The organism is Microbispora sp. NPDC049125, from assembly GCF_040802045.1.
Taxonomy (GTDB): Bacteria; Actinomycetota; Actinomycetes; order Streptosporangiales; family Streptosporangiaceae; genus Microbispora.
This window is the reverse complement of record NZ_JBEZDW010000007.1, coordinates 255,341-277,083: the sequence shown is the minus strand read 5'-3', so window position 1 is coordinate 277,083 and position 21,743 is coordinate 255,341. Positions and strand designations below refer to the sequence as shown.

The 21,743-nt window shown below is 71.2% G+C and carries 25 protein-coding genes; 14 read left to right on the top strand and 11 right to left on the bottom strand.

Going from position 1 to position 21,743, the window contains the following annotated elements; genetic code table 11:
- The first annotated feature begins 57 nt into the window (after window positions 1-57).
- Window positions 58-780: a hypothetical protein gene (locus tag AB0B72_RS11935; RefSeq protein ID WP_367738601.1), complete on the top strand. Its 723-nt coding sequence runs from the start codon at window positions 58-60 to the stop codon at window positions 778-780.
- 40 nt (window positions 781-820) lie between these two features.
- Entirely contained in the window at window positions 821-1,372 is a 552-nt protein-coding gene (locus AB0B72_RS11930; protein ID WP_367738600.1) for a DUF6529 family protein, read from the top strand.
- A 55-nt stretch (window positions 1,373-1,427) separates the two neighbouring features.
- On the opposite strand, the gene AB0B72_RS11925 is transcribed toward AB0B72_RS11930, so the two are convergent.
- Window positions 1,428-3,620, bottom strand: a complete 2,193-nt coding sequence (locus tag AB0B72_RS11925; protein WP_367738616.1) for a LuxR C-terminal-related transcriptional regulator — start codon at window positions 3,618-3,620, stop codon at window positions 1,428-1,430.
- A gap of 98 nt (window positions 3,621-3,718) precedes the next feature.
- Here AB0B72_RS11925 and AB0B72_RS11920 point away from each other — a divergent pair, with 98 nt between their 5' ends.
- From AB0B72_RS11920 to AB0B72_RS11910, 3 genes are read left to right on the top strand one after another with little or no spacing between them, the layout of a single operon-like run.
- Window positions 3,719-3,964, top strand: a complete 246-nt coding sequence (locus AB0B72_RS11920; protein ID WP_367738599.1) for a hypothetical protein — start codon at window positions 3,719-3,721, stop codon at window positions 3,962-3,964.
- A 40-nt stretch (window positions 3,965-4,004) separates the two neighbouring features.
- On the top strand, window positions 4,005-4,901 hold the full coding sequence (locus AB0B72_RS11915) for an ATP-binding cassette domain-containing protein (protein ID WP_367738598.1): 897 nt from the start codon (window positions 4,005-4,007) through the stop codon (window positions 4,899-4,901).
- Between the two features lie 25 nt (window positions 4,902-4,926).
- A complete protein-coding gene (locus AB0B72_RS11910) occupies window positions 4,927-5,802 on the top strand; it encodes an ABC transporter permease subunit (protein ID WP_367738597.1) in 876 nt (291 codons plus the stop codon).
- Between the two features lie 88 nt (window positions 5,803-5,890).
- On the opposite strand, the gene AB0B72_RS11905 is transcribed toward AB0B72_RS11910, so the two are convergent.
- Window positions 5,891-6,823 (bottom strand): CoA ester lyase, encoded by a 933-nt coding sequence (locus tag AB0B72_RS11905; RefSeq protein ID WP_367738596.1) that lies wholly within the window; start codon window positions 6,821-6,823, stop codon window positions 5,891-5,893.
- A gap of 261 nt (window positions 6,824-7,084) precedes the next feature.
- Here AB0B72_RS11905 and AB0B72_RS11900 point away from each other — a divergent pair, with 261 nt between their 5' ends.
- The 3 genes from AB0B72_RS11900 to AB0B72_RS11890 all read left to right on the top strand — a co-directional run bounded on the left by AB0B72_RS11900 (window position 7,085) and on the right by AB0B72_RS11890 (window position 9,279).
- Window positions 7,085-7,672, top strand: a complete 588-nt coding sequence (locus tag AB0B72_RS11900) for a biotin transporter BioY (protein ID WP_367738595.1) — start codon at window positions 7,085-7,087, stop codon at window positions 7,670-7,672.
- Window positions 7,673-7,724: 52 nt separating this feature from the next.
- The gene (locus AB0B72_RS11895; protein ID WP_367738594.1) at window positions 7,725-8,144 is read left to right on the top strand and encodes a hypothetical protein; all 420 of its coding nucleotides are present in this window, start codon (window positions 7,725-7,727) and stop codon (window positions 8,142-8,144) included.
- A 328-nt stretch (window positions 8,145-8,472) separates the two neighbouring features.
- On the top strand, window positions 8,473-9,279 hold the full coding sequence (locus tag AB0B72_RS11890) for a hypothetical protein (protein ID WP_367738593.1): 807 nt from the start codon (window positions 8,473-8,475) through the stop codon (window positions 9,277-9,279).
- Between the two features lie 12 nt (window positions 9,280-9,291).
- On the opposite strand, the gene AB0B72_RS11885 is transcribed toward AB0B72_RS11890, so the two are convergent.
- Window positions 9,292-10,251: a DMT family transporter gene (locus tag AB0B72_RS11885; protein ID WP_367738615.1), complete on the bottom strand. Its 960-nt coding sequence runs from the start codon at window positions 10,249-10,251 to the stop codon at window positions 9,292-9,294.
- A 151-nt stretch (window positions 10,252-10,402) separates the two neighbouring features.
- On the opposite strand from AB0B72_RS11885, the gene AB0B72_RS11880 reads away from it, so the two are divergent.
- The 3 genes from AB0B72_RS11880 (at window position 10,403) to AB0B72_RS11870 (ending at window position 13,271) form a co-directional block, all read left to right on the top strand.
- Window positions 10,403-11,611: a CBS domain-containing protein gene (locus AB0B72_RS11880; protein WP_367738592.1), complete on the top strand. Its 1,209-nt coding sequence runs from the start codon at window positions 10,403-10,405 to the stop codon at window positions 11,609-11,611.
- A complete protein-coding gene (locus tag AB0B72_RS11875) occupies window positions 11,604-12,065 on the top strand; it encodes a DUF1003 domain-containing protein (protein WP_367738591.1) in 462 nt (153 codons plus the stop codon). Before AB0B72_RS11880 ends, AB0B72_RS11875 begins: the two co-directional genes overlap by 8 nt.
- A 66-nt stretch (window positions 12,066-12,131) precedes the next feature.
- On the top strand, window positions 12,132-13,271 hold the full coding sequence (locus AB0B72_RS11870; protein ID WP_367738590.1) for an Mrp/NBP35 family ATP-binding protein: 1,140 nt from the start codon (window positions 12,132-12,134) through the stop codon (window positions 13,269-13,271).
- A gap of 97 nt (window positions 13,272-13,368) precedes the next feature.
- Here the strand turns inward: AB0B72_RS11870 and AB0B72_RS11865 are convergent, their stop codons facing one another.
- The 4 genes from AB0B72_RS11865 to sigE form a co-directional block, all read right to left on the bottom strand.
- The gene (locus tag AB0B72_RS11865) at window positions 13,369-13,713 is read right to left on the bottom strand and encodes a sec-independent translocase (RefSeq protein ID WP_367738589.1); all 345 of its coding nucleotides are present in this window, start codon (window positions 13,711-13,713) and stop codon (window positions 13,369-13,371) included.
- 75 nt (window positions 13,714-13,788) lie between these two features.
- The gene (locus tag AB0B72_RS11860; RefSeq protein WP_367738588.1) at window positions 13,789-15,237 is read right to left on the bottom strand and encodes a trypsin-like peptidase domain-containing protein; all 1,449 of its coding nucleotides are present in this window, start codon (window positions 15,235-15,237) and stop codon (window positions 13,789-13,791) included.
- 107 nt (window positions 15,238-15,344) lie between these two features.
- Window positions 15,345-15,905, bottom strand: a complete 561-nt coding sequence (locus tag AB0B72_RS11855) for an anti-sigma factor (protein WP_367738587.1) — start codon at window positions 15,903-15,905, stop codon at window positions 15,345-15,347.
- The gene (sigE, locus tag AB0B72_RS11850; RefSeq protein WP_367738614.1) at window positions 15,902-16,510 is read right to left on the bottom strand and encodes an RNA polymerase sigma factor SigE; all 609 of its coding nucleotides are present in this window, start codon (window positions 16,508-16,510) and stop codon (window positions 15,902-15,904) included. The genes AB0B72_RS11855 and sigE overlap by 4 nt, the downstream gene beginning before the upstream one ends.
- 202 nt (window positions 16,511-16,712) lie before the next feature.
- Between sigE and AB0B72_RS11845 the strand changes: the two genes are divergently transcribed.
- Complete coding sequence (locus tag AB0B72_RS11845) at window positions 16,713-17,342, top strand: O-methyltransferase (RefSeq protein ID WP_367738586.1); 630 nt, start codon at window positions 16,713-16,715, stop codon at window positions 17,340-17,342.
- A gap of 13 nt (window positions 17,343-17,355) precedes the next feature.
- On the opposite strand, the gene AB0B72_RS11840 is transcribed toward AB0B72_RS11845, so the two are convergent.
- Both AB0B72_RS11840 and AB0B72_RS11835 read right to left on the bottom strand, forming a co-directional pair.
- The gene (locus AB0B72_RS11840) at window positions 17,356-18,762 is read right to left on the bottom strand and encodes a leucyl aminopeptidase (RefSeq protein WP_367738585.1); all 1,407 of its coding nucleotides are present in this window, start codon (window positions 18,760-18,762) and stop codon (window positions 17,356-17,358) included.
- A gap of 74 nt (window positions 18,763-18,836) precedes the next feature.
- On the bottom strand, window positions 18,837-19,004 hold the full coding sequence (locus AB0B72_RS11835) for a DUF3117 domain-containing protein (protein ID WP_076433904.1): 168 nt from the start codon (window positions 19,002-19,004) through the stop codon (window positions 18,837-18,839).
- 180 nt (window positions 19,005-19,184) lie between these two features.
- On the opposite strand from AB0B72_RS11835, the gene AB0B72_RS11830 reads away from it, so the two are divergent.
- Window positions 19,185-19,958: a PaaX family transcriptional regulator C-terminal domain-containing protein gene (locus tag AB0B72_RS11830; RefSeq protein ID WP_367738584.1), complete on the top strand. Its 774-nt coding sequence runs from the start codon at window positions 19,185-19,187 to the stop codon at window positions 19,956-19,958.
- Complete coding sequence (locus AB0B72_RS11825) at window positions 19,945-20,739, top strand: enoyl-CoA hydratase-related protein (protein WP_367738583.1); 795 nt, start codon at window positions 19,945-19,947, stop codon at window positions 20,737-20,739. The genes AB0B72_RS11830 and AB0B72_RS11825 overlap by 14 nt, the downstream gene beginning before the upstream one ends.
- Here AB0B72_RS11825 and AB0B72_RS11820 read toward each other — a convergent pair.
- Both AB0B72_RS11820 and AB0B72_RS11815 read right to left on the bottom strand, forming a co-directional pair.
- A complete protein-coding gene (locus AB0B72_RS11820; RefSeq protein WP_367738582.1) occupies window positions 20,705-21,277 on the bottom strand; it encodes a DNA-3-methyladenine glycosylase I in 573 nt (190 codons plus the stop codon). The two genes, AB0B72_RS11825 and AB0B72_RS11820, sit on opposite strands and share 35 nt — an antisense overlap.
- A complete protein-coding gene (locus AB0B72_RS11815; RefSeq protein WP_367738581.1) occupies window positions 21,271-21,699 on the bottom strand; it encodes a hypothetical protein in 429 nt (142 codons plus the stop codon). The genes AB0B72_RS11820 and AB0B72_RS11815 overlap by 7 nt, the downstream gene beginning before the upstream one ends.
- Between the last annotated feature and the right edge of the window lie 44 nt (window positions 21,700-21,743).

Sequence of the window (21,743 nt, the reverse complement as noted above, 5' to 3'; positions counted from 1 at the left end):
CGGCGCCGGCGGGTTCACTCGGGGGACAGGAAGCAGCGAAACCCTCAGGAGCACACGATGAGCCGATCAGGACCTCTTTACACGCTCGCCGCGGGCGCGGTCCTCGCCGTCGGGCTCGGCGTGGCCAGCACGGCGGCGTCGCCCGCCATCCAGCAGGTCGCGGCGGCCCAGGACGCGACCAGCACAGCGACCGACACAGCGGGCACGGCAACGGACGCCACAGGGCCGGCCGTGGCCGCGCAGGACGGGACACAGACCGCGCCGGCCACCGAGGTGACCACGAGCGCCACACCCGAGCCGTCCGACACCACGCCCAAGAAGGCGGACTACGCGGGAGTCGCCCAGGGCAACGGCGGCCTCGTCGCGATCGCCGTACGCAACGGCAAGGCGGTGGCGTACTTCTGCGACGGCCGCATCGAGGCGTGGCTCAAGGGCACCGCCGAGAACAACACGATCACTCTCGAAGGCAAGAACTCGCTGATCACCGCGGCGCTCGGCGGCGGGAAGGCGCAGGGCAAGATCCAGGTGGGCAAGGCCAAGTGGCGCTTCGCCGCCCCGGTCGTGAAGAAGCCGTCCGGGCTCTACCGGGCGACCGCGATCGTCCGCGGAGCCAAGATCGTGGGCGGCTGGATCCTCCTCCCGAACGGCCAGGAGGTCGGCCGGGTCCAGATCGACGGCAACGGCGAGCCGGCTCCCGCGTTCGTCCCGGGCACTGCGCTCGACTACTACGGCGTCCCCCTGAGCCCTCAGGACCCCGACGCCTTCATCGACTCCCTCTGACCCGCCCCAGCCTCACCCGCCCCCACGCAGGAGCCTCCCGATGACACACACCCAGGCAGTCCCCCGGCAGACCGTCATGCCACTCCTCGTCCCTCTCGTCGCCGGCGGCCTCGTCGCCGTCGCCCTCGGCGTGTACGGCAGGACCCATGCCCCCACCGGCTTCGCGGTCGGCGTGGCCGGGTTCTCCGGGCCGCTGGCCATGAAGGCCTGGCTGACCACCGGCGCCGCGCTGCTGGCCGTCGTCCAGGTGCTCTCCTCCCTCGCGATGTGGGGGAAGATCAAGGTGCGCGGCACCTGGGTCGCGCCGCTGCACCGCTGGTCGGGCCGGATCGCGTTCCTCCTGACGATCCCGGTGGCCCTGCACTGCCTCTACGCCCTGGGCGCGCAGTTCGACGTCCCCCGCGTGCTGGCGCACTCGCTGCTGGGCTGCTTCTTCTACGGCGTGTTCACCGCGAAGATGCTGGCCCTGCCGAAGCGCGGCCTGCCCGGATGGACGCTCCCTGTCCTCGGCGGCCTGCTCTTCACCGCGTTGACCGGTCTGTGGGTGACCTCGTCGTTCTGGTTCTTCACCACGATCGGCGTGCGGTTCTAGCCCGTATCCGCCCCCCGTGGCCCAGGGGGCTCACCCCCATGGGCCACCGGCCGCACTAGAGGAGGTGCAGATCGCGTGCGGCCTGGACCGCCGCTTTGCGGTCGCCCACACCGAGCTTGCGGTAGATGGCACGGCAGTGCGTCTTCACGGTGTTGAGCGTCACATACAGCTCCGACGCCATGTCGCGCTGCGACATGCTCGCGGGGAGGTACCGCAGGACGGCCATCTCCCGCTCGGTAAGTTGCTCGACGAGTACGGCGACCCGGCCGCCGCTCACCTCGGCGACGCCATGGCGAGCTTCGACGCGGGTCAGATATCGACCCGCGACGCCAGGGTCGGGGCATCGCGCGAAGACGGACCGGGCTTCTGAAAGGAGCGGCTCTCCGGCGGGATCTCCCAAGCCCATGAGCGTGTCGCCGCAGGCCGTCAGGACGTAACCGAGCGCGAGATCGGTGGACGCCCGTCTGGCCAGGCTGAGAGCGTGCAACGCGTCCGCGTGAGCGCGAGCGGGGTCGCCGCCGGTCCGCGCTCGGATCGCGTACGCGGGCGCGACTCCGTGGTAGGCGGCCAGCCCGTACTTCTGTGCGGTGTCCACCGCGGTGGTGGCCGCGATCTGGGCGCTCGCCGCTGAGCCGTCGTCGAGCTCCACGACGGCCTGGTAGACGAGGGCCAGGACGTGCGCCGTCCGGAAGTGTTCCGCGGCGGCCTTGTCCGCCGCGAACCGCAGGACACGCCTGGCTTCGCCGGCCTGCCCCGCCCAGGCGTAGGCCGCACCGGCGGCGGTCACGAGATCGCAGGAGTTCGACATCAGCCGATCGCTCGCGGACACCTGCCGGGCGACGACGAGCGCGGTGGCCACGTCACCCCGGGCGAGGGAGATGTTCACCCGCAGGGAGATCGCCGGGGTCTCGTCGAAGCCCTCCGGCGCCACATCACGCATGATGTCGAGCCATGCCTCCGATCGCGAATATCGGCCGGCGAGGTATTCACACCAGCCGTACAGCAGGGCGCACCACGTCGACGTCCGTGCCACGTCGCCGAGCTGTTCGAGGAAACCTCGCAGGGTCCCCGTCTGGCCGCTCGCGAGAAGGCGCGGTCCGTGGACGAGCAGGAGCCCGGCCGCCTCGTGGACGTCACCGGCCGCGAGCCGATGGACGATCGCCTGGCCATGGTCGCCCTCGGATTCGAACCACGCCGCGGCGCGTGCGTGGAGTCCGGGTATCCGCTCAGGAAAGGCGTGGTGTGCCTCCAGCCGGAGAAGATCGCGAAGGAGGTGGTGATAGCGGAACCAGGTCCCTGTGCGGTCGAGACCGATAAGGAGCTGGTTCACGCTCGCGGTGTCGCTCAACCACTTGGCGCCACCGGGCGCGCCGGTGACGGAGTCGACGAGGGGGCCGCCGAGCTGTTCGAGGATCGATGTCTCCAGGAGGCGCCGGCGATCGTCCGCGTCGACCGCCGCGAGGAACTCGTCGCGGAGATACTCGACGACGAGCTGGTCGTCGCCCCGGAACGCCTCGATGAACTCACCGGGGTCGGCGGCCCGTTCAAGAGAGAGGCCGGCGAGCACGAGCCCGGCGGCCCAGCCTTCCGTACGGCCACAGAGCTGATCGAGAAGGGCCCGGTCGAGCGATCGCCCCACGGATCCCAGCAGGCCGGAGGCCTCGTCGGTGGCGAAACGCAGATCAGCGCCCCGCACCTCCGCGATCTGGTCGCGTACTCGTAGCCGGCCGAGCCGGAACGGCGGGTCGATCCGGGTGGAGAGCACGATGGTGACCTGGTGCGGGCACAGATCGATGAAGCGCTCCATGCCCCGCTGCACGCCGGCGTCGTCGATCAGGTGGTAGTCGTCGATGACGACGACCAGCGGCCCGGCGACTTGGACGAGCTCGTTCACGAGAGCGGACACGACGACGAGGTCGTCGCCCTTCGAGCCGGCCACGACCGTCTTGAGGTCGCCCGTGGCGATCGGGTGAGCTCCGCCGATGGCTTCGACCAGGTAGGACCAGAACCGGGCCGGATCCGAGTCGCTCTCCTCCGCCTGCAGCCACGCGACGGCTTCGGGCCGGCCGGCCAGCCATGACGCGAGAGCGGTCGACTTGCCGGAGCCGGCGGGAGCGCTGACCAAGATCAGCCGTACCCGGCCCTCGATGCCGGAGTCGAGGATGTCTTCGAGCCGAGATCGGCGGACGAGGCGACCGGGTGGGGCGGGCGGGCGCAGTTTCGTGGCGGCCAGGCCCATTTCCCACATCGTGGTCACTTTCCCGACCCTACAGTCGCCGATCTCACCCGGGTGAGATGGCGGGACGGGTGAGGCCGCGTACGGCCGCTCGTCGCGATGATCGAGCCATGTCCAAGCCGACCAGCTACGAGATCGTGATCCGAGGCCGGGCCAGCGCTCAGCTCCTCCGGCCGCTCCTCGACGACTTCACCATCGACCATGCGCGCCCCGGCGTCACCCGCCTGGTCGGCGAGATCGTCGACGCCTCCCACCTGCACGGAGTCCTGGCCCATCTGACGTCGGTCAACACCGAGGTGATCTCCGTCGCGCCTCTCGGCGGCCTCCAGGAGAGCGAGCCTCGAACCGGCGCGTAGACCCGGCCGGCCACCCACACGACACGTTCGGAGTCCCACCATGATCACGGTTTCAAGTGTCACCAAAAAGTACGGAAGGCGAATCGCCGTCCAGGACATGACCTTCGACGTGGCAGCCGGCCGCGTCACGGGGTTCGTCGGCCCGAACGGCGCGGGGAAGTCGACCACCATGCGCATGATGGTCGGCCTGACCAGGCCCGACAGCGGCGAGGTCCGGTACGACGGCGTCCACTACGCCGGCCTGAAGAGCCCTGCTCGCGTCGTCGGGTCGGTCCTCGACGCACGATGCATGCACCCCGGCCGTACGGCCAGGAACCACCTTCGGGCCACGGCCGCCATCAGCGGCATCCCGACCCGCCGGGCCGACGAGGTCCTCGCCGACGTCGGGCTCGAAACGGCGGCCGACCAGCGGGCGGGCGGTTTCTCACTCGGGATGCGCCAGCGGCTGGCGCTGGCCGGAGCGCTCCTGGGCGACCCTCAGGTGCTCCTGCTCGACGAGCCGTCCAACGGTCTCGACCCGGACGGCATCCGCTGGCTGCGCACCTATCTCAGCGGCTTCGCCGAGCGGGGAGGAACGGTCTTCGTGTCGAGTCACCTCATCGGCGAGCTGAGCATGTTCGCCGACGACCTCGTCGTGGTCGGAGGCGGACGGCTGCTCGCCGCCGAGTCCGTCGAGGCGATCATCTCCCGCGGCGAGAGCGTGGTGATCGTCGAGACGCCCGAACCGGCGGTCCTCGTCGGCCTCCTGGCCGCACACCACCTCGCCGCCGAGGCGACGGGCGACCGGCTGCTCGTTCACGGGACGACAAAGTCCGCCGTGTCGCAGATCGCGTTCGACAACCGCATCCGTGTGGTCGAGATCACCGAGACCTCCACGTCCCTCGAAGACAGCCTGCTCGACATGACCAGGGCGTCAGCCGAGTTCACCTCCGCCTGACAAGCCGACCCGCCAGACGAGCCGGATGAGCCTGGTTCGCCGGAACGACGACACAGACAAGGCAGCGATGATGACCACCGCGACCACGAACATGCTCTCGCCGACCACCGGGGCGGCCAGTCACCGCCCTTCCAGCCGATCCCGCGATGACGACCTGAAGGCGGTCCCCGGCGTCCTGAAGAGCGAATGGATCAAGTTATCGTCCGTCCGGGCCAACACGGCCATCCTCGGTTTGACCATTGTCATGGGCGGTCTCACCTCGTGGGCGGTCGCGACGTTCGTGACCGACGAGGTGCTGACGGCCTCCGGAATCTTCATCTACTCGACCGTGCTCACGGCCGTGGTCGCCTCGATCGCCGGGATCCTGCTGTTCAGCTCCGAGGCCCAGCACGGCACTCTGGCCGCCGCCCTGACGGCACAACCGGCGCGCTGGGTGATCGCGTTCTCCAAGGCGATCACGGCCGCCGCGTTCGGCCTGACGCTGGGGGCGGCGGGGATGGCCGCCGGTTTCGGCGGCGCGATGCTCGGCGGGCTCGCCGTGGGCGACACGTCGGCCATGGCCGCGACCACGCTGTGGGCCCTGCTGTACACCACGCTCGCCGCTGTGCTCGGCACGGGAATCGGCATGATCGTCCGCCATAGCTCGGCTGCGATCTCGGGCCTGCTGGTGTGGGGGTTCGTCATCGAGAACCTGCTCACCTTCTTCGCGCCCGCGCAGGTCTCCCGTTTCCTCCCGTTCTTCGCGGGCGACGGGCTCCTCGCCATCAGCTCTGACATGGACACCCCCGAATCGATCGCCGCCGCTCTCACCCGAGCGCAGGACGCGATGGTCTTCGGCGGGTACACGGCCGTCGCGCTGATCGTGGGGACCGTCCTGCTGTACCGGCGCGACACCACCTGAGAGTCCGGCCGATCGGAGCGCCGTGTCCGGCCAGGACACGGCGCTCGACGCGTTCCCGCCCATCGCGGGGACGCGGAAGCCGTGGCCCTCAGGGCGTGAAAACGGTGGTTCTGGACAGGCCTGCGGCCCGGCCCTTGGCTGCCACCACCAGGGCCATCTTCCGTGACGCCTCGTCGATCATCTCGTCGCCGAGCATGACCGCGCCCCGCTTCTCGACCGTCGTGTAGTGCTCGTACGCGTCGAGGATCAGCTCGGCGTGGTCGTAGTCCTTCTGCGTGGGGGAGAACACCTCGTTGGCGGCGTCGATCTGCGAAGGGTGGAGCACCCATTTGCCGTCGAAGCCCAGGGCGGCGGACCTGCGCGCGACCTTGCGGAAGCCGTCCAGGTCGCGGATCTGCAGGTACGGCCCGTCGACGGCCTGCAGGTCATGGGCCCTGGCCGCCATCAGGATCCGCATCAGGGTGTAGTGGTAGGCGTCGCCCTCGTCGTACCCCGGCGGCTGCTCCCCGACCACCAGCGTCCGCATGCCGATCGACGCCATGAAGTCGGCCGGCCCGAAGACCAGCGTCTCCAGGCGCGGCGAGGAGCCGGCGATGTCGTCCACGTGGACGAGCCCGCGGGCGTCCTCGATCTGGGCCTCGATCCCGATTCCGCCCTCGGGCAGCCCGGTCGCCCGCTCGATCTGACCGAGCAGCGTGTCGAGCCAGACGACGTGCGAGGCGCCGGCGACCTTCGGCAGCATCACGCAGTCGAGGCGGTCTCCCGCGGCCTCCACCACCTCGATGACGTCGCGATAGGTCCACTGGGTGGTGAGGTCGTTCACCCGCACCACCACGGTCCCGGCGGTCCAGCCGCCCTCGCGGAGCGCGTCCACGACGTTACGGCGGGCGTCCTCCTTCGCCCCCGGCGCCACCGAGTCCTCGAGGTCGAGGAACACCTCGTCCGCCGCCAGCCCCCGCGCCTTCTCCAGGAACCTCGGGTTGCTGCCGGGAACGGCGAGACACGAACGTCGAGCGCGCATGGCCACACCGTATCGACCCCGGCGGCCGCGTGACGGCGGAGGCGTCCGTTCGTAGGACTGCCACAACCCGGGCAGGCCCTGTGCCCGGCTTTCTCGCCGTACGGCCGGGTGAGCACTGTCGGGTGCAGACAAATTCCGGTTCGCGTTCTTGGCGGTGAGCGGGAGGGGTTTTCCCCGCCGTTGGCGAAAGATGAGCACAGGAACACATCCCTCCGCACTCGGTGAGGAGGAGGGCACGAACATCTCATCAGGGAGTGACCGATGGTCAACGCCGCAGCAGGGGCCCGCCCCGCCGTACTGTCCGACCTCGTCCCCACCGGAGCGCTGGGCGCCCGGGCCCGCGACGCCGTACTGGTGGTGGCCGGCGCCGGGCTGACCGGGCTCGCCGCACAGCTCAGCTTCCCGATGCCGGGCTCGGTCGTGCCGGTGACGGGCCAGACGTTCGCCGTCGTCCTCGTCGGCGCCGCGCTCGGGCTCAACCGGGCGGCCCTCAGCATGGCCCTCTACGTGCTCGCCGGGCTGGCGGGGGTGCCGTGGTTCGCCGAGGGGTCCCACGGCTTCGTCGGAGCGACGTTCGGCTACCTGCTCGGCTTCGTCGCCGCGGCGTCCCTGGTCGGCTGGCTCGCCCAGCGCGGCGGCGACCGCACGGTGGCCCGGACGGTCGGCACGATGATCCTCGGCACCCTGGTCGTGTACGCCTTCGGCGTGCCGGTCCTGATCTCGGTGACCGGCATGGATCTCGGGACCGCCCTGATCGAGGGGGCCGGGAAGTTCGTCCCCGGCGACCTCCTCAAGATCGCCGTCGCGGCCGGCCTGCTGCCCGCCGCGTGGCGGCTGGCCAACCGCTGACGCTGTCCACCGCCTCCTCCGGCCCCCCGGGCGACGTGAGACGCTGCTGTCCATGAGCCTGCCGCTGATCGAAGAGGGCGCCAAGAAGTCGAGCGTGCTGTGGATCGCCCTTCCCTCCGGCCCGCGGCTGGCCTGGCACGTCTGGCACGACGGCGCGCTCTACGTGGTGACCGGCGGCGGCGAGCAGTCGCTGCCGGGCCTCACCGAGGCCGCGGAGGTCGAGATCACGCTCAGGAGCAAGGACAACGGCGCCGAGCTGGTCCGCTTCCCCGCCTCCGTCGAGGTGGTGGACCAGGCGGCGGCCACCGGCGCGGTGGCCGCCCTGGCCAAGGAGCGGCTCAACGCCTCCGACGCCGCACACCTGCAGGAGCGGTGGGCCGAGCGGGCCACCGTCGTACGGCTGACGCCACGCGGCGGCGATCCCGGCCCTCTCGCGCCCGGCATGCCGCAGAGCCCTCCCAACGCGCCGTAGAGCCCGCCCGGATCGCCGTAGAGTCGGCCCGGCGTGCAGTAGAGCCGCCCAGATCGCCGCAGAGCCCGCCCCGCTCTCCATGCGACGGGCCCTCCGGTCAGACACCCGGCCATGTACGCGACTCGGCGCCCTCGCTCCCCCAGAGCCGGATAAAACCATCAGTCATGGATTGACGCGCACTTTCCTTCAGCGGGCGAATGTCCGATACGCGGAAATAACGACGACAAAGCCGCCGGATATTTATTTTCCGCCGCGTGCGGCATACATTTCCGCTGACTCTCCGAACGCGCCGTTGGAACGTTCCGGGTTCCCGAGGAAAGGATGCCGTATGCAGCCCCACCAGCCCTACACCCCTCTCCCTCCGGCCGCCCCCGCCCCCGCCAAGCAGACGCTCGGCGACTGGTTCTACCTGCGCCGCACCCAGGTGGAGGCACTGGCCGGCTCGATGACCATCAAGTCCGACTTCAGCAAAGACCTCATGGAGGCCCTCGGCCGCAAGCTCAGGACGATGGAAGGGCTGATATCCCAGGACACGCCGACGGCCACGGTCGTGACGCAATTCCAGGGCTGGCTCGACGACTACAAAGATCACGGCGCCTGGAACCATTACGTCGCCGAGCAGGCCAAGCTGGACAAGGCCGAGGCGGACCGCCAGGAAAAGGCCACCAAGGACCGCGAGATCTCCCAGGCCAAGCAGCGGGCCTCCTCCGCGGCCATCACGCTGACCAAGACGTACGGCGGCGGGCTGCTGTCCGACCGGGGCACCGGGCGCGTCATCGCCGGTCTCGCCGTCGTCAACAGCCCGGCCACCTACACGGGGATCAGCGGCGTGGACATGCACACCCACGCCACAAATTCGGTCATCGACGAGCTGCTGAAGGGCACTCACAAGGCCGAGGAGTGGCCGCAGGCGTCCTGCGCGGAGGTGGACGCGCTGAAGTCCTACCTGCACGCCGCGCCGGCGCCGATCGTCTCGATCGCCCAGATACCGCGGGGGGCGCTGGTCTTCCACGCGCAGGTGTGGAACATCGGCGGGACCAAGGGCGGCAAGTACGTCACACCGCACTGGCAGGCCAGGGGCGCCTGCGCGAACTGCACCCAATGGGTCGAGAAGATCGGCGCGCTGCTGGCCTGACCTCCGCCGCGATCATCGGGATGCGGTCCGGACGCGAGTCACCTCGGCGGGGGCCGTCCGGTCACGGGAGGCGGCCGGGCGTATGGTCGCGGTCTGGGCCAGCAGGGCGCCGGCGAGCACGATGGCGCCCCCGATGATCTGCGCGGCGCCGAGATGCTCGCCCAGAAGCACCCAGGCGATGACCGCGCCCGCGATGACCTCTATCGAGGCGACCGTGGCGCCGACGGCGGCCGAGAGGCGGCGTACGGCGGTGACGCCCGTGAGGTAGGCCGCGACCGTCGCGACCAGGACCAGCCAGACGGCGGCGCCGGCGACCGGCAGGGTGTGCCCGCCGACCGCGGCCGTGCCCGTGAACGCCTGCCAGGGGATGTCCCACGGGCGGGAGACCGGCAGGAGGATGACGGCGGAGCCCAGCATGGCCCAGGCGACCAGCCCGAGCGGGTCGACGTCGTCGCCGAAGGAGTCGCTCATCAGGAAGTAGCCGGCGCAGCAGGCGGCCGCGCACAGGGCGATCAGCAGCCCCAGGGCGTCCAGGCGCAGGCCCTCCCACACCTGGACCACGACCGCCAGCCCCAGGATCGCGACGAGCGCGCCCAGGTACGCCGAGCGCGGCACCCGCACACGCCGGACGAACCGGACCCACAGCACCACGAGCACCGGCGACAGATACTCCATGAGCAGCGCCACGCCCACCGGCAGGCGTGTGATCGCCAGGAAGAACAGCCCCTGGACCGCGGCGACCGCGATCGCGGCGTACGCGGCGAAGAACAGCAGGCGGTCACGCGGGATCCGCAGGGCTCGCGGCCGGACGATCAGGAGCACCAGTATCAGGACCACTCCGGCGCCCGCCATGCGAACCCAGACCGCCTGGAGCGGCTGGAGCCCCGCAGCGCCGAGGAACTTGGCCATCGGCCCGGAGAACCCGAAGCAGAAGGCCGACACGGTCGCGATCGCCAGGCTGACAGCCCTCATGGTCACCCGCTTTGTGTAATCACCAATACGCCTATTTGATCCTGTCACATACCTGTCCCCGGCCGCACGGCCTATTTCGCCCCGTACGCGCCACGCCGAGACGGGCCCTCGCGAAGGACGGCGGGGGCTCCGGGTTGCGTAACCTGGCAGGGTGGATCGGATCTTCGTCGCCCGCCTGGCAGGGCTGGCCGTCTTCGATCCGGCCGGAGATCAGATCGGCCGGATCCGGGACGTCGTCGTCTCGCTGCGCGGCTCGCTCCACCCCCGCGTCCACGGATTCGTCGTCGAGGTCCAGCCGCGCCGCCGGGTGTTCCTGCCGATCACCCGGATCACCAGCATCGAGGCCCGCGCGGTCATCTTCACCGGCAAGCTCAACATGCGCCGGTTCGAGCGGCGCGACTCCGAGACGCTCGCCATCGGCGAGATGCTCGACCTGGGCGTCGAGTACAAGGGCGACCCGGTGACCGTGCAGGACCTCGCCATGGAGCAGCCCCGGCCGTCCGACTGGCTCATCACCAAGGTCGCCGTACGGCGCGGCACCCGCCGCAGGGGCGAGACGCTGATCGTGGACTGGGACGAGGTCAGCGGCTTCGGCGTGATCCAGCGGGACCAGGGCGCCGCCAACCTTCTGGCGGCGTTCGAGACGCTGCGCCCCGCCGACCTCGCGAACATGCTGCACGAGCTGCCCAGCAAGCGCATGGCGGAGGTCGCCGCCGCGCTCGACGACGACCGGCTGGCGGACGTCCTGGAGGAGCTGCCCGACCGCGACCAGGTGCTCGTGCTGAGCCGGCTGCACAGCGAGCGGGCCGCCGACGTCCTGGAGGAGATGAGCCCCGACGACGCCGCCGACCTGCTCCAGGAGCTGCCCGCCGACCAGGCCGAGGGGCTCCTGCGGCTCATGGTGCCCGAGGAGGCGGCGCCCGTACGGCGGCTGCTGAGCTACGGGGAGTTCACCGCGGGCGGCATGATGACGACCGAGCCGGTGATCCTCCCCCCGAGCGCGACGGTCGCCGAGGCGCTCGCCCACATCCGGCAGCGGGAGCAGACCCCCGCCATCGCCGCGCAGGTGTATGTGACGCGGCCGCCCGGGGAGACGCCGACGGGCCGGTTCCTCGGCGTGGCCCACTTCCAGCGGCTGCTCAGGGAGCCGCCCTCGACTCTGCTCGGCAGCATGATAGACATCAGCGTGGATCCGATCAGGCCGGAGCTCACCGTCACCGAGGTGGCGTCCTACCTGGCCACCTACAACCTGGTCGCGATTCCCGTCGTCGACGAGCTAGGGCGCCTGCTCGGCGCCGTGACCGTGGACGACGTGCTTGACCACATGCTGCCCGAGGACTGGCGGGAGAGACATGTCTGAGCGGCTCGACCAGCCTCGCGAGCTGACCCCGCGCCTGCGGCCGTACTACGACCCGGAGGCGTTCGGGCGGCTCTCGGAGCGGATCGCCCGTTTCCTCGGCACGGCGCGCTTCATCGTCTACATGAGCGGTTTCGTCGGGGTGTGGCTGCTGTGGAACACCTTCGCGCCGCAAAAGTTCGACCCCTACCCGTTCATCTTCCTGACCCTCATGCTGTCGCTCCAGGCGTCGTACGCGGCCCCGCTCATCCTGCTGGCCCAGAACCGGCAGGCCGACCGCGACCGGGTCCAGTACGAGCAGGACAGGGTCACGGCCGAGCGCAACCAGGCGGAGATCGAATACCTCACCCGTGAGATCGCCGGCCTGCGCATGGCGGTCAGCGAGGTGGCGACGAGGGACTACCTCCGCTCGGAGCTCCAGCGCCTCCAGGACGAGCTCGCCGAACGCACGACCTGAGACCCCGGACAACCGCAAACGCCTCCCGGGTTCGGAGAACGGCGGCTGAGTCCATAGCATGGATCCATGGCACCATCCCCAGAAATGGTCATGACCGAGCTCGCGACGGTCAACGATCCGGAGATCCGCCGGCCGATCACCGAGCTCGACATGGTCAAGAGCGTCGACATCTCCCCCGACGGGGTGGTGCGCGTCGGCGTTTTCCTGACCGTCGCCGGCTGCCCGCTGAAGGACACCATCACCCGCGACATCACCGCCGCGGTCACCCGGCTCGACGGCGTGACCCGTGTCCACGTGGACATGGACGTGATGAGCACCGAGCAACGCAAGAACCTGCAGACGAAACTCCGGGGAGACCGGGGGCCGGAGAAGGAGATCCCGTTCTCCAGGCCCGGCTCGCTGACCCGCGTGTTCGCGGTGGCCAGCGGCAAGGGCGGCGTCGGCAAGTCCTCCGTGACGGTGAACCTCGCCGCCGCGATGGCCTCCTCCGGCCTCAAGGTGGGCGTGCTCGACGCCGACATCTACGGCCACTCGGTGCCGCGCATGCTGGGCGTCTCGGAGCGGCCCACCAAGGTCGAAGATATGATCATGCCGCCGGTGGCGCATGACATCAAGGTGATCTCGGTCGGGATGTTCAAGCCCGAGGGCAACAGCGCGGTGGTGTGGCGCGGCCCGATGCTCGACCGCGCGCTCTACCAGTTCCTCACCGACGTCTACTGGGGTGACCTCGACGTACTGCTGATGGACCTGCCCCCGGGCACCGGCGACATCGCCATCTCGGTCGCGCAGCGGATGCCGTCCGCGGAGATCCTCGTCGTCACGACCCCGCAGCAGGCGGCGGCCGAGGTGGCCGAGCGTGCCGGGTCGATCGCCGCGCAGACCCACCAGCAGATCGCCGGCGTGATCGAGAACATGGCGTGGCTGCCCTGCCCGCACTGTGACGAGCGGATTCCCGTGTTCGGCGAGGGCGGCGGGCAGACCGTGGCCGACGCGCTCACCCGCACGCTCGGCTCGCGCGTGCCGCTGCTGGGCCAGGTGCCGATCGACCTGCGGCTGCGGGAGGGCGGCGACGAGGGCAAGCCGCTCGTGCTGACCGACCCCGACGCCCCGGCCTCCGCCGAGCTGCGCCGGATCGCCGCCGGGCTGAGCAAGAAGGCGACCAGCCTCAAGGGGCTCAAGCTCGACCTGTCACCCGTCAAGCACTGACCGGCGGCCGAGGGCACACATGCGAACGGCCCGCGCGGCGACCGCGCGGGCCGGAGGACGACCGGAAAAGAACGGAGAGACGACCTGGGAAGAGGGGTCAGGTCGCCTCGTTGTCGTACGGAGGGATCTCCCCCAGGGCCAGCTCGGGTGTGGGTGCCACCGGGATCGGCTCACGGGCGACGGGACCCTCCCAGTCCTTCTCCAGATCCTCCAGCAGATGCTTGCGTACGAAGGTCTTCGGGTTCAGGTCGGCCGGGTCGAAGTTGGAGAACTCCGGCCCGAGATTGGCCTGCAGATCCGACTTGGCGTTGTTGGCCATCTCCCTGAGCTGCCGCAGCGTACGGCCGGCCTGGGAGGCGGCCTGCGGAAGCTTGTCGGGGCCGAACACCAGCAGTCCGATCACCACGAGCGCCAGGAGCTCCGGCCAGCCCAGTCCGAACACGGCGATCTCCTTCGAATGGACGAGTGGTTTCAGCCTAATGCCCCTGGTTCGAGGTGGGGACCCGCGGCCTGATCGTCAGGAGGGCTGAGCCGAGGGGACCGGCGCGGCGCCGACCGTGACGGTGGCGGTCTTCATCTCGCCGTCGTGCTGGAACCTGATGCTCACCTTGTCGCCCGGCGCCTTGCTGCGAATGGTGACGATGAGCTCCCGGCTGTCCCCCACCGGCTGGCCGTTCACCTCCATGATGATGTCGCCGGGACGCAGTCCCGCCTTGTCGGCCGGCCCCTCGGGCGTGACCGGCCTGGCCCCGCCCGCGCTCTCGGTGGCGATCCGCACGCCCTGGCCCTGGTAGCTCTGGTCGATGCTGATCCCGATGCGCGAGGTGCGGGCCACGCCGGTGGTGATGAGCTCCTGCGCGATGCGGCGCACGTGGTTGACGGGGATGGCGAAACCGAGGCCGATGCTGCCCGACTGCTGACCGACGGCCGGCCCGCCGACCGTGGCGATCGCCGAGTTCACCCCGATGACCTCCCCGGCCGTGTCGACGAGCGGGCCGCCGGAGTTGCCGGGGTTGATCGCCGCGTCCGTCTGGATCGCGTTGATCAGGGCGTAGTCGGTGCCGGTGGTGCCGCCGGCCTCGACCGGGCGGTTCAGCGAGCTGACGATGCCCGTGGTCACGGTGCCGCTCAGGCCGAGGGGCGATCCGATCGCGATGACGGGATCGCCGACGACCACGCCGTCGGAGTTGCCGAGCGGCAGCTCCGGGGCCTTGATCGGCCCGTCCGGCTTCACGACCGCGATGTCGGAGTTCGGGTCGCGGCCGACGATGCGCGCGGCCATCGAGGTCCGGTCGTTGAACCGGATGCGGATCTCGCCCGTCTGCGCGGCGACCGCCACCACGTGGTTGTTGGTGACGATGTAGCCGCCCTTGATGACGAAGCCCGCCCCTGTGCCGGCCTCGCCCTCACCCTTGACCTCGAGTGAGACCACGCTGGGAAGCACCTTGGCCGCCACCCCGGCGACCGAGTCGGGGGGACGGACGGTGGGGGCCTTGGACGGCGTGCTCAGCGAGTAGCCCGGATCGGTCCCGGACGGAGACCGCGTCAGCAGGAACGTCCCCCAACTCGCGACGCCGCCCGCCACGAGCGCGATGACCACCGCGAGCACCGCCAGCAGGCCCACGTTCTGCCCGCGCGGCGCGGACGCCGTGCCGGAGGGGCCGAGACCGGGAGGCGGCGCCCAGCCGGGCCCCATGCCGTACGCGGCGAGAGGCGGCGCAGGAGAACCAGCGGGACCACCGGCGGGACCGTCGACCACAGATCCCGCCGGGCCGCCGGCGAGACCGGGGACCGGGCCGGCGAGACCCGAGACCGGACCGGCGGGCCCCAGGGCGGGAGGACCGGCCGGCCCCCCGTCCACACCACCGGACGGACCGTCCAGCGGCCCCCGGAGCGGCGGCTCCTCCCCGGCCGGAAGGAACTCGGGCCGGTCCGACGCGCCGGAGGAACGCGTATGGTCGGTCATCGGGGTAGTCACTCCTCGCGCACGCCAGTCATCCACCTGCACCCGGCGGTCGCCTCAGGGCCGGCGCGCGACGGCTGCACGGCCTGATCGTATGCCGATTTCCGGGCTCAGTGCGTAAGACTAGGGGTGACGCTGCGTGACGGGGTGGGTGACACGGTCACTTGTGGCGCCTCGTTCTGCACCGGATGAACGAACATCTCCCCCCGAGCCGGGGCAGGGGCGGCACCCGACCCCCCGGCCATGAACATCGTGCCGATGGCGACGGCGGCGGAGGCCATCCCCACGGCGACGTATCCGGCGCGCCTGGCCCGGGCGGGCCGTCCGGGGCCGGAGGACCTGCCGTCCCGCCCTCGGGGCCGGTTGTCCACGGGACCACCGGTGTGCATCCCGGGAAGGCCGCTGGAGGCGAAGGCGGGGTGGTCGGGAAAGGGGCGCATTCGTGGCGGCAGCGGCCCCCCCGGCTCGGACATGCGCAGCAGCGACATCGTCAGGTCCGTCGGCATGCCCGGCGGATCCATCGAACGCAGGCGGCTCTTGAGCGAACGCATGGCGTCGACCTCGGCGCGGCAGTCCGCGCAGAAGGTCAGGTGCGCCAGCGCGCGCTCCCGGTCGTTGTGCCCGAGCTCGCCGTCGATGAGCGCGGAGACGCGCTCGCCAAGATGACTCACAGTCCCTCCCTGCTGAGTGAAGGGGGGGTTTGGCCGCCGTTCCTGTTCGCGGACGGCGACCGGTGGTCGAGCGCCTCCCGCAGCTGGGCGCGGCCGCGGTGAATGCGGCTGCGCACCGTCCCCAGCTTCACGCCGAGCGTCGCGGCGATCTCCTCGTAGGACAACCCCTCGATGTCACAGAGCACGACCGCCGCACGGAACTCCGGCGCCAGGGCGTCGAGCGCGGCCTGGATGTCGGGCTCCAGATGCGCGTCGTCGTACGCCTGCGCGGGGGACGGCTCACGGCCGTGGAGCCGCTCGGCCGCGTCGTCCGCCAGCCCTTCGAAGCGGATGCGCTGCTTGCGCCGCGCCATGTCGAGGAAGAGGTTGGTCGTGATCCGGTGAAGCCAGCCCTCGAAGGTGCCAGGGGTGTAGCTCGACAGGGACCGGAACACGCGGACGAAGACCTCCTGTGTGAGGTCCTCGGCATCGTGCACGTTCCCCGTGAGGCGGTATGCCAGCCGGTAGACGCGAGCCGAATGAGTCCGGACGACCTCCTCCCAGGTGGGAGGTGTCCAGCCGGACACCGGAATCTCCGCCTGGTGGTCGCGTTCGTCCACCGGCATTCCTCTCTGCAGGACCGTCGCTACAGCCATAGTGCCTGGTTTCGCCCCTTCCTGCGCACCGCGGGCCGAGCGGCCTTTAACAAAGACCGTTCAAAGCGTGCAACGTCCCCGTTGTGGCGTGAGTTCCCGTTCCGGGCCGACTCCCCTAGGCTGCGTCCAAGATGAAGCAGGGCGTCCAAGGTGAGCAGGGGAGGAGAGTCCGATGGCGACACCGGCCAGCCTGGAGTACGCGGAGGAGTTCGTCCCGGAGGACGACCTCCTGCGGTCCGCGCGCCGGCGTGGCATCGAGGTCGGAGCGCACCCGATCCTGCCCGGATGCGGGGCGGCGCTCAGCTTCCTCGCGACCGTGGTCAGCGCACGGTCCGTGGTGGAGGTCGGCACCGGCTGCGGCGTCTCGGGTCTGTGGCTGCTGCGCGGCATGCGGCCGGACGGCACGCTGACGAGCGTCGACGTCGAGCCCGAGCACCAGCGCATGGCGCGCCAGACCTTCGCCGAGGCCGGGTTCTCCGGCAGCCGGATCCGCCTGATCGGCGGCCGGGCCCTCGACGTGCTGCCCCGCCTCGCCGACGGCGGGTACGACCTGGTCTTCTGCGACGCCGCCAAGCAGGAGTACTGCGACTACCTCACCGAGTCGGTACGGCTGCTGCGCCCGGGCGGTGTGGTGATCTTCGGCGACGCCTTCTGCAACGACCAGGTGGCCGAGCCCACCCAGCGCGACCCCGACACGGTGGCCGTCCGCGAGCTCGGCAAGCTGGTCAGGAACGACGAGCGGCTGCGCCCGCTGATGCTGCCCCTCGGCGACGGCCTCCTGGCCGCGGCGAAGCTCGCCTGACCGGCCGCGTGGCTCACGCCCCCAGGTAGCGCAGCAGCAGCCGCACCCCGAAGCCCGTGCCCCCCTTGGTGATCTCCGCGTCGTCGGCGCCGGCCCGTGCGGGGCCCGCGATGTCGAGGTGGGCCCACGGCCTGCCGCCGGTGAACTCCCGCAGGAACAGCGCGGCGGCCACCGAGCCGGCCGCGCCCGTCATCTTCCTGTCCACGTTGGCCAGATCGGCCACGTCGGAGTCGAGCATGTCGCGGTAGTCCTCGACGAGCGGCATCCGCCACAGCCGGTCACCGCTCGCCTCTCCCGCCGCCAGCAGCGCGGCGGCCAGCGACTCGTCGGTCGCGTAGACGGCGGCGATGGTGCCGCCGAGCGCCACCTTGGCGGCCCCGGTGAGCGTCGCCACGTCGATCACCACATCGGGGTCGAGCTCGGCGTCGGCGTACGCGATCGCGTCGGCCAGCACGAGCCGCCCCTCCGCGTCAGTGTTCAGCACCTCGACCGTGCGCCCGCCGTACTGGGTGATCACATCGCCGGGCCGCTGCGCCGTACCGGAGATGGAGTTCTCCGCGCACGCGACCAGGCCGGTCACCCGTACGGGGACGTCGGAGGCGGCGAGCGCGCTCATCGCGGCGATCACCGCCGCGCCGCCCGCCATGTCGGTCTTCATCGTCTTCATGCCCTCGGTGGGCTTGAGCGACAGCCCACCGGAGTCGAACGTGATGCCCTTGCCGACGAGGACGACATGGGTGCCGGCGCCCTCGGGCGCGTACGAGAGGCTCACCAGGCGGGGCGGGCTCACCGAGCCCTGCCCCACGGCCCGGATGCCGCCGAACTCGGCCAGCTCGGGGCCCTCCCAGACGCGTACGCCGAGGCCGGACTCGGCGGCGACGGCCGCGGCCTGCTCGGCGAGCCAGGCCGGCGTCTTCACGGAGGAGGGGGTGTTCACGAGGTCGCGGGCGAGGGCGGTGGCGCGGGCGACCACCTCACCCCTGCGCAGCGTCTTCTCCTCGCCGCCGGTGAACACGATCTCCTCGACGGCCTTCGTGCCGCCCTTGCCGATCGAGAAGGTGTACGCGGCGAGCAGCGCGCCCTCGGCCAGGGCGGCCACGTCTCCCGTCGGGGGAACGGCGACCGACACCGACCTGCGGCCCTTCGCCCTGCGCGCGACGGCAGCGCCGGCCTTGCGCAGGGCGGGCGCCGTGCCGTCGCCCGTGCCGTACAGCAGCACGCGGCGGACACCCTCGCCCATCGCGACGGGAACGTCGACGACCTCCCCCGGCTCGCCCTTGGCCTCGTAGTGGGCGAGCAGCGCGCCCGCGGGCATCGGCAGCTCGACGGCGGGAGCCAGATCCGGCCCGAAGGGAATCGCCACCAGCTCCGCGTCGGCCGCGGGCTCGGCGGCGAATGCCAGGGTCGTCTCGATGGGCACGTGCACCTCCAACAGAGCGGCCCCGGCGCGGGCTACCCCGCCGCCAGGGCCGAAATCGAACGGGCCGGCTGAAACTAGCCGACCACCTTCTTGAGCGCGTCACCGAGGGCGCTGGCCTCGTCCGCCGACAGCTCCACGACGAGTCGGCCGCCACCCTCGAGAGGGACCCGCATGACGATGCCCCGTCCTTCCTTGGTGACCTCCAGCGGACCGTCACCGGTCCGCGGCTTCATCGCCGCCATGCGTGTATCCCTTCCCGCGTTGTCGGCCGCCCCGGAGGGTAACCGGCGTATTCACGTTTCTGTGATGTTCTATTATCCCGCCTCTGAGCTCAAAAAGGTAACGTCCTGGCTCCGTTCAGTGGATCAATGAGGCCCCGCACGCATTGTGGGCGGACCACCACTGACTCCACACTGGGTGGGATGAACGCCCGAGCCGCGCTTTTCGATCTTTATGGGGACCACCTTCGCACGCGCGGCGGCCGCGCCTCGGTGGCCGCGCTCGTGAGGCTGCTCTCGCCGCTGGACATCGCGGCCCCCGCCGTCCGCACCGCGATCTCGCGGATGGTCCGTCAGGGCTGGCTCGATCCCGTACGGCTCCCGCAGGGGCCGGGATATGCGGTCACCCCTAAATGCGAGCGCCGCCTCGACGAGGCGGCCGCCCGGGTCTACCGGGTGGGGGGAACGCGGTGGACGGGACGGTGGCACATGCTCGTCCTGGAGCCGGTGCGGGATCGGGCCCGGCGCGAGCGGCTGCGGGCCGACCTGTCGTTCCTGGGGTACGCCCCGCTCACCGAGACGACGTGGATCGGTCCGCACCCCTCCCCGGAGCTCGACGCGCTCCGGGTGCCCGCCCATCGGTTCGACGCCGTCTTCGAAGGCGACCCCCGCGAGCTGGTCGCCCGCGCGTGGGACCTGGACGGCATCGCCAGGGCGTACGAGGATTGGCTGGCCAGCGCGGTCGACCTGGTGGGGTCCCTGCCCGGCGGGGCGCCCGACCACCTGGTGTTCGGCGTCCGCAGCAGGCTGGTGCACGGCTGGCGGAACTTCCTGTTCCGCGACCCCGGGCTCCCCGCCGACCTGCTGCCGCCGGGCTGGCCGGGCGACAAGGCCCGCGCCTTCTTCGAGCAGGAGGCCGCCCGTCTGCTGCCGGCGGCCGCCGCGTTCGTCGACCACAACCTGGATGGAGCACCCTGAGATGACCGTGATCTACGACGTCGACGAGGCCGTCGCCACGATCACCCTGGACCGCCCCGAGGCGATGAACTCGCTGACCGCGGCCGTCAAGGCCGACCTGCTGGCCGCGCTGCGGCGGGCGGCCGGCGACGAGGCGGTGCGCGCCGTCCTGCTCACCGGGTCCGGACGGGCCTTCTGCGCCGGGCAGGACCTGCGTGAGCACGCCGGCAACCTGGAGCGCGGGCTGGGCCTGGCGAACACCGTGCGCGATCATTACAACCCGATCGTGCTGACCGTCACCTCCATGGACAAGCCGGTCGTCGCGGCGGTCAACGGGGTGGCGGCGGGGGCCGGGGCATCCTTGGCGTTCGCGTGCGACTTCCGGGTGGCCGCCGACACCGCGAAGTTCGCGATGGCCTTCTGCGGGATCGGCCTCGGGCCCGACTCGGGGGCCTCGTGGACGCTCCAGCGGCTCGTGGGCCCGGCGCGGGCCAGGGAGCTGCTCCTGCTCGGCGAGACCGTCGAGGCGGCGCGCGCCCATGAGATCGGGCTGGTCACCCAGGTCGTCCCGGCGGACCGGCTCGCCTCCGCCGCCCGCGAGCTCGCCGTACGGCTCGCGCAGGGCCCCACCCGGGCGTACGGTGCGACGAAGCGGGCGCTGGACCACGCCGCCTCCCGGCCCCTGGCGGAGGCGCTGGAGCGTGAGGCGGAACTTCAGGACGAGCTGGCGGCCACGTCCGACCATCTGGCCGCGACCAAGGCGTTCCTCAGCAAGGAGCGGCCGCGGTTCGAAGGCCGCTGACCGCTTCGCGCACCCAGCAGTCGGCGACGTGGTCGTTGACCAGGCCGATGGCCTGCATGAGCGCGTAGGCCGTGGTGGGCCCGACGAACCGGAAGCCGTGCCTGCGCAGCTCCTTGGCGAGGGCCGTCGAGCCGGGCGTACGGGCCGGGATGTCGCCGCCCTTGGGGGCCTCCCCCGGGTCTTCGGCGTACTTCCACACGAGCGCGGACAGCCCGCCGGGCATCTCCAGAGCGGCGCGGGCGTTGGCGATCGCCGCCTCGATCTTCGCCCGGTTGCGCACGATGCCCGCGTCGGCCATCAGCCGCTCGACGTCCGGCTCGCCGAACGCGGCGACGGCGGGAATCGAGAACCCGGCGAAGGCAGCCCGGAAGTTCTCCCGCTTGCGCAGGATCGTCAGCCACGACAGGCCCGACTGGAACGCCTCCAGCGTGACGCGCTCGTAGACGCGGTCGTCGCCGTGGACCGGCCGGCCCCACTCCTCGTCGTGGTAGGCGATGTAGTCGGGCGCCGAAGTCGCCCAGGCGCAGCGGGTCACCATGTCTCCTCGGCGTCCGCCCGGTCACTCTCCCAGCCGTTCGCGAGACCCTGGGGCAGAATCTCCGGCTGGTGCTCGGTGCGCGGCGGCGGCGCCGGGCGCGCGTAGGCCTCCTGCCGCGCCTGCAGCCGCCCGGCGAGCAACTCGGCCACGCGCTGCTCCAGCACGGCGATCCGGGTGTCGCGCTCGCTCAGCGCGGTCGACACCCGCTGCAGGGTCTCGTCGACCTTCTGCGTGTTGTAGCCGACCACGCTGAGCGGCAGCTGGAGCGCGATGAGGTCGGCGGCGGTGAGCTGCCCGGCGGCCGGCAGCCCGAGGGGAGGCACGTCGGGCTGGAACTCCGCCATCTCGCCGCCGTGTCCCAGGGAGACCATCACCACGCACGCCAGAACGGCGAGGCCTGCGATGACGAGTACGACCAGCACATACGAATCGTGCCACATGTGGAGCGCATGGGAGCATCGAAGGC

Bases quoted from the DNA above. Each gene is read 5' to 3' on its own strand.
- AB0B72_RS11935 (WP_367738601.1), top strand. From the start codon at position 58: ATGAGCCGATCAGGACCTCTTTACACGCTCGCCGCGGGCGCGGTCCTC.
- AB0B72_RS11930 (WP_367738600.1), top strand. From the start codon at position 821: ATGACACACACCCAGGCAGTCCCCCGGCAGACCGTCATGCCACTCCTC.
- AB0B72_RS11925 (WP_367738616.1), bottom strand. From the start codon at position 3,620: ATGTGGGAAATGGGCCTGGCCGCCACGAAACTGCGCCCGCCCGCCCCA.
- AB0B72_RS11920 (WP_367738599.1), top strand. From the start codon at position 3,719: ATGTCCAAGCCGACCAGCTACGAGATCGTGATCCGAGGCCGGGCCAGC.
- AB0B72_RS11915 (WP_367738598.1), top strand. From the start codon at position 4,005: ATGATCACGGTTTCAAGTGTCACCAAAAAGTACGGAAGGCGAATCGCC.
- AB0B72_RS11910 (WP_367738597.1), top strand. From the start codon at position 4,927: ATGAGCCTGGTTCGCCGGAACGACGACACAGACAAGGCAGCGATGATG.
- AB0B72_RS11905 (WP_367738596.1), bottom strand. From the start codon at position 6,823: ATGCGCGCTCGACGTTCGTGTCTCGCCGTTCCCGGCAGCAACCCGAGG.
- AB0B72_RS11900 (WP_367738595.1), top strand. From the start codon at position 7,085: ATGGTCAACGCCGCAGCAGGGGCCCGCCCCGCCGTACTGTCCGACCTC.
- AB0B72_RS11895 (WP_367738594.1), top strand. From the start codon at position 7,725: ATGAGCCTGCCGCTGATCGAAGAGGGCGCCAAGAAGTCGAGCGTGCTG.
- AB0B72_RS11890 (WP_367738593.1), top strand. From the start codon at position 8,473: ATGCAGCCCCACCAGCCCTACACCCCTCTCCCTCCGGCCGCCCCCGCC.
- AB0B72_RS11885 (WP_367738615.1), bottom strand. From the start codon at position 10,251: ATGAGGGCTGTCAGCCTGGCGATCGCGACCGTGTCGGCCTTCTGCTTC.
- AB0B72_RS11875 (WP_367738591.1), top strand. From the start codon at position 11,604: ATGTCTGAGCGGCTCGACCAGCCTCGCGAGCTGACCCCGCGCCTGCGG.
- AB0B72_RS11870 (WP_367738590.1), top strand. From the start codon at position 12,132: ATGGCACCATCCCCAGAAATGGTCATGACCGAGCTCGCGACGGTCAAC.
- AB0B72_RS11860 (WP_367738588.1), bottom strand. From the start codon at position 15,237: ATGACCGACCATACGCGTTCCTCCGGCGCGTCGGACCGGCCCGAGTTC.
- sigE (WP_367738614.1), bottom strand. From the start codon at position 16,510: ATGCCGGTGGACGAACGCGACCACCAGGCGGAGATTCCGGTGTCCGGC.
- AB0B72_RS11845 (WP_367738586.1), top strand. From the start codon at position 16,713: ATGGCGACACCGGCCAGCCTGGAGTACGCGGAGGAGTTCGTCCCGGAG.
- AB0B72_RS11835 (WP_076433904.1), bottom strand. From the start codon at position 19,004: ATGGCGGCGATGAAGCCGCGGACCGGTGACGGTCCGCTGGAGGTCACC.
- AB0B72_RS11830 (WP_367738584.1), top strand. From the start codon at position 19,185: ATGAACGCCCGAGCCGCGCTTTTCGATCTTTATGGGGACCACCTTCGC.
- AB0B72_RS11825 (WP_367738583.1), top strand. From the start codon at position 19,945: ATGGAGCACCCTGAGATGACCGTGATCTACGACGTCGACGAGGCCGTC.
- AB0B72_RS11820 (WP_367738582.1), bottom strand. From the start codon at position 21,277: ATGGTGACCCGCTGCGCCTGGGCGACTTCGGCGCCCGACTACATCGCC.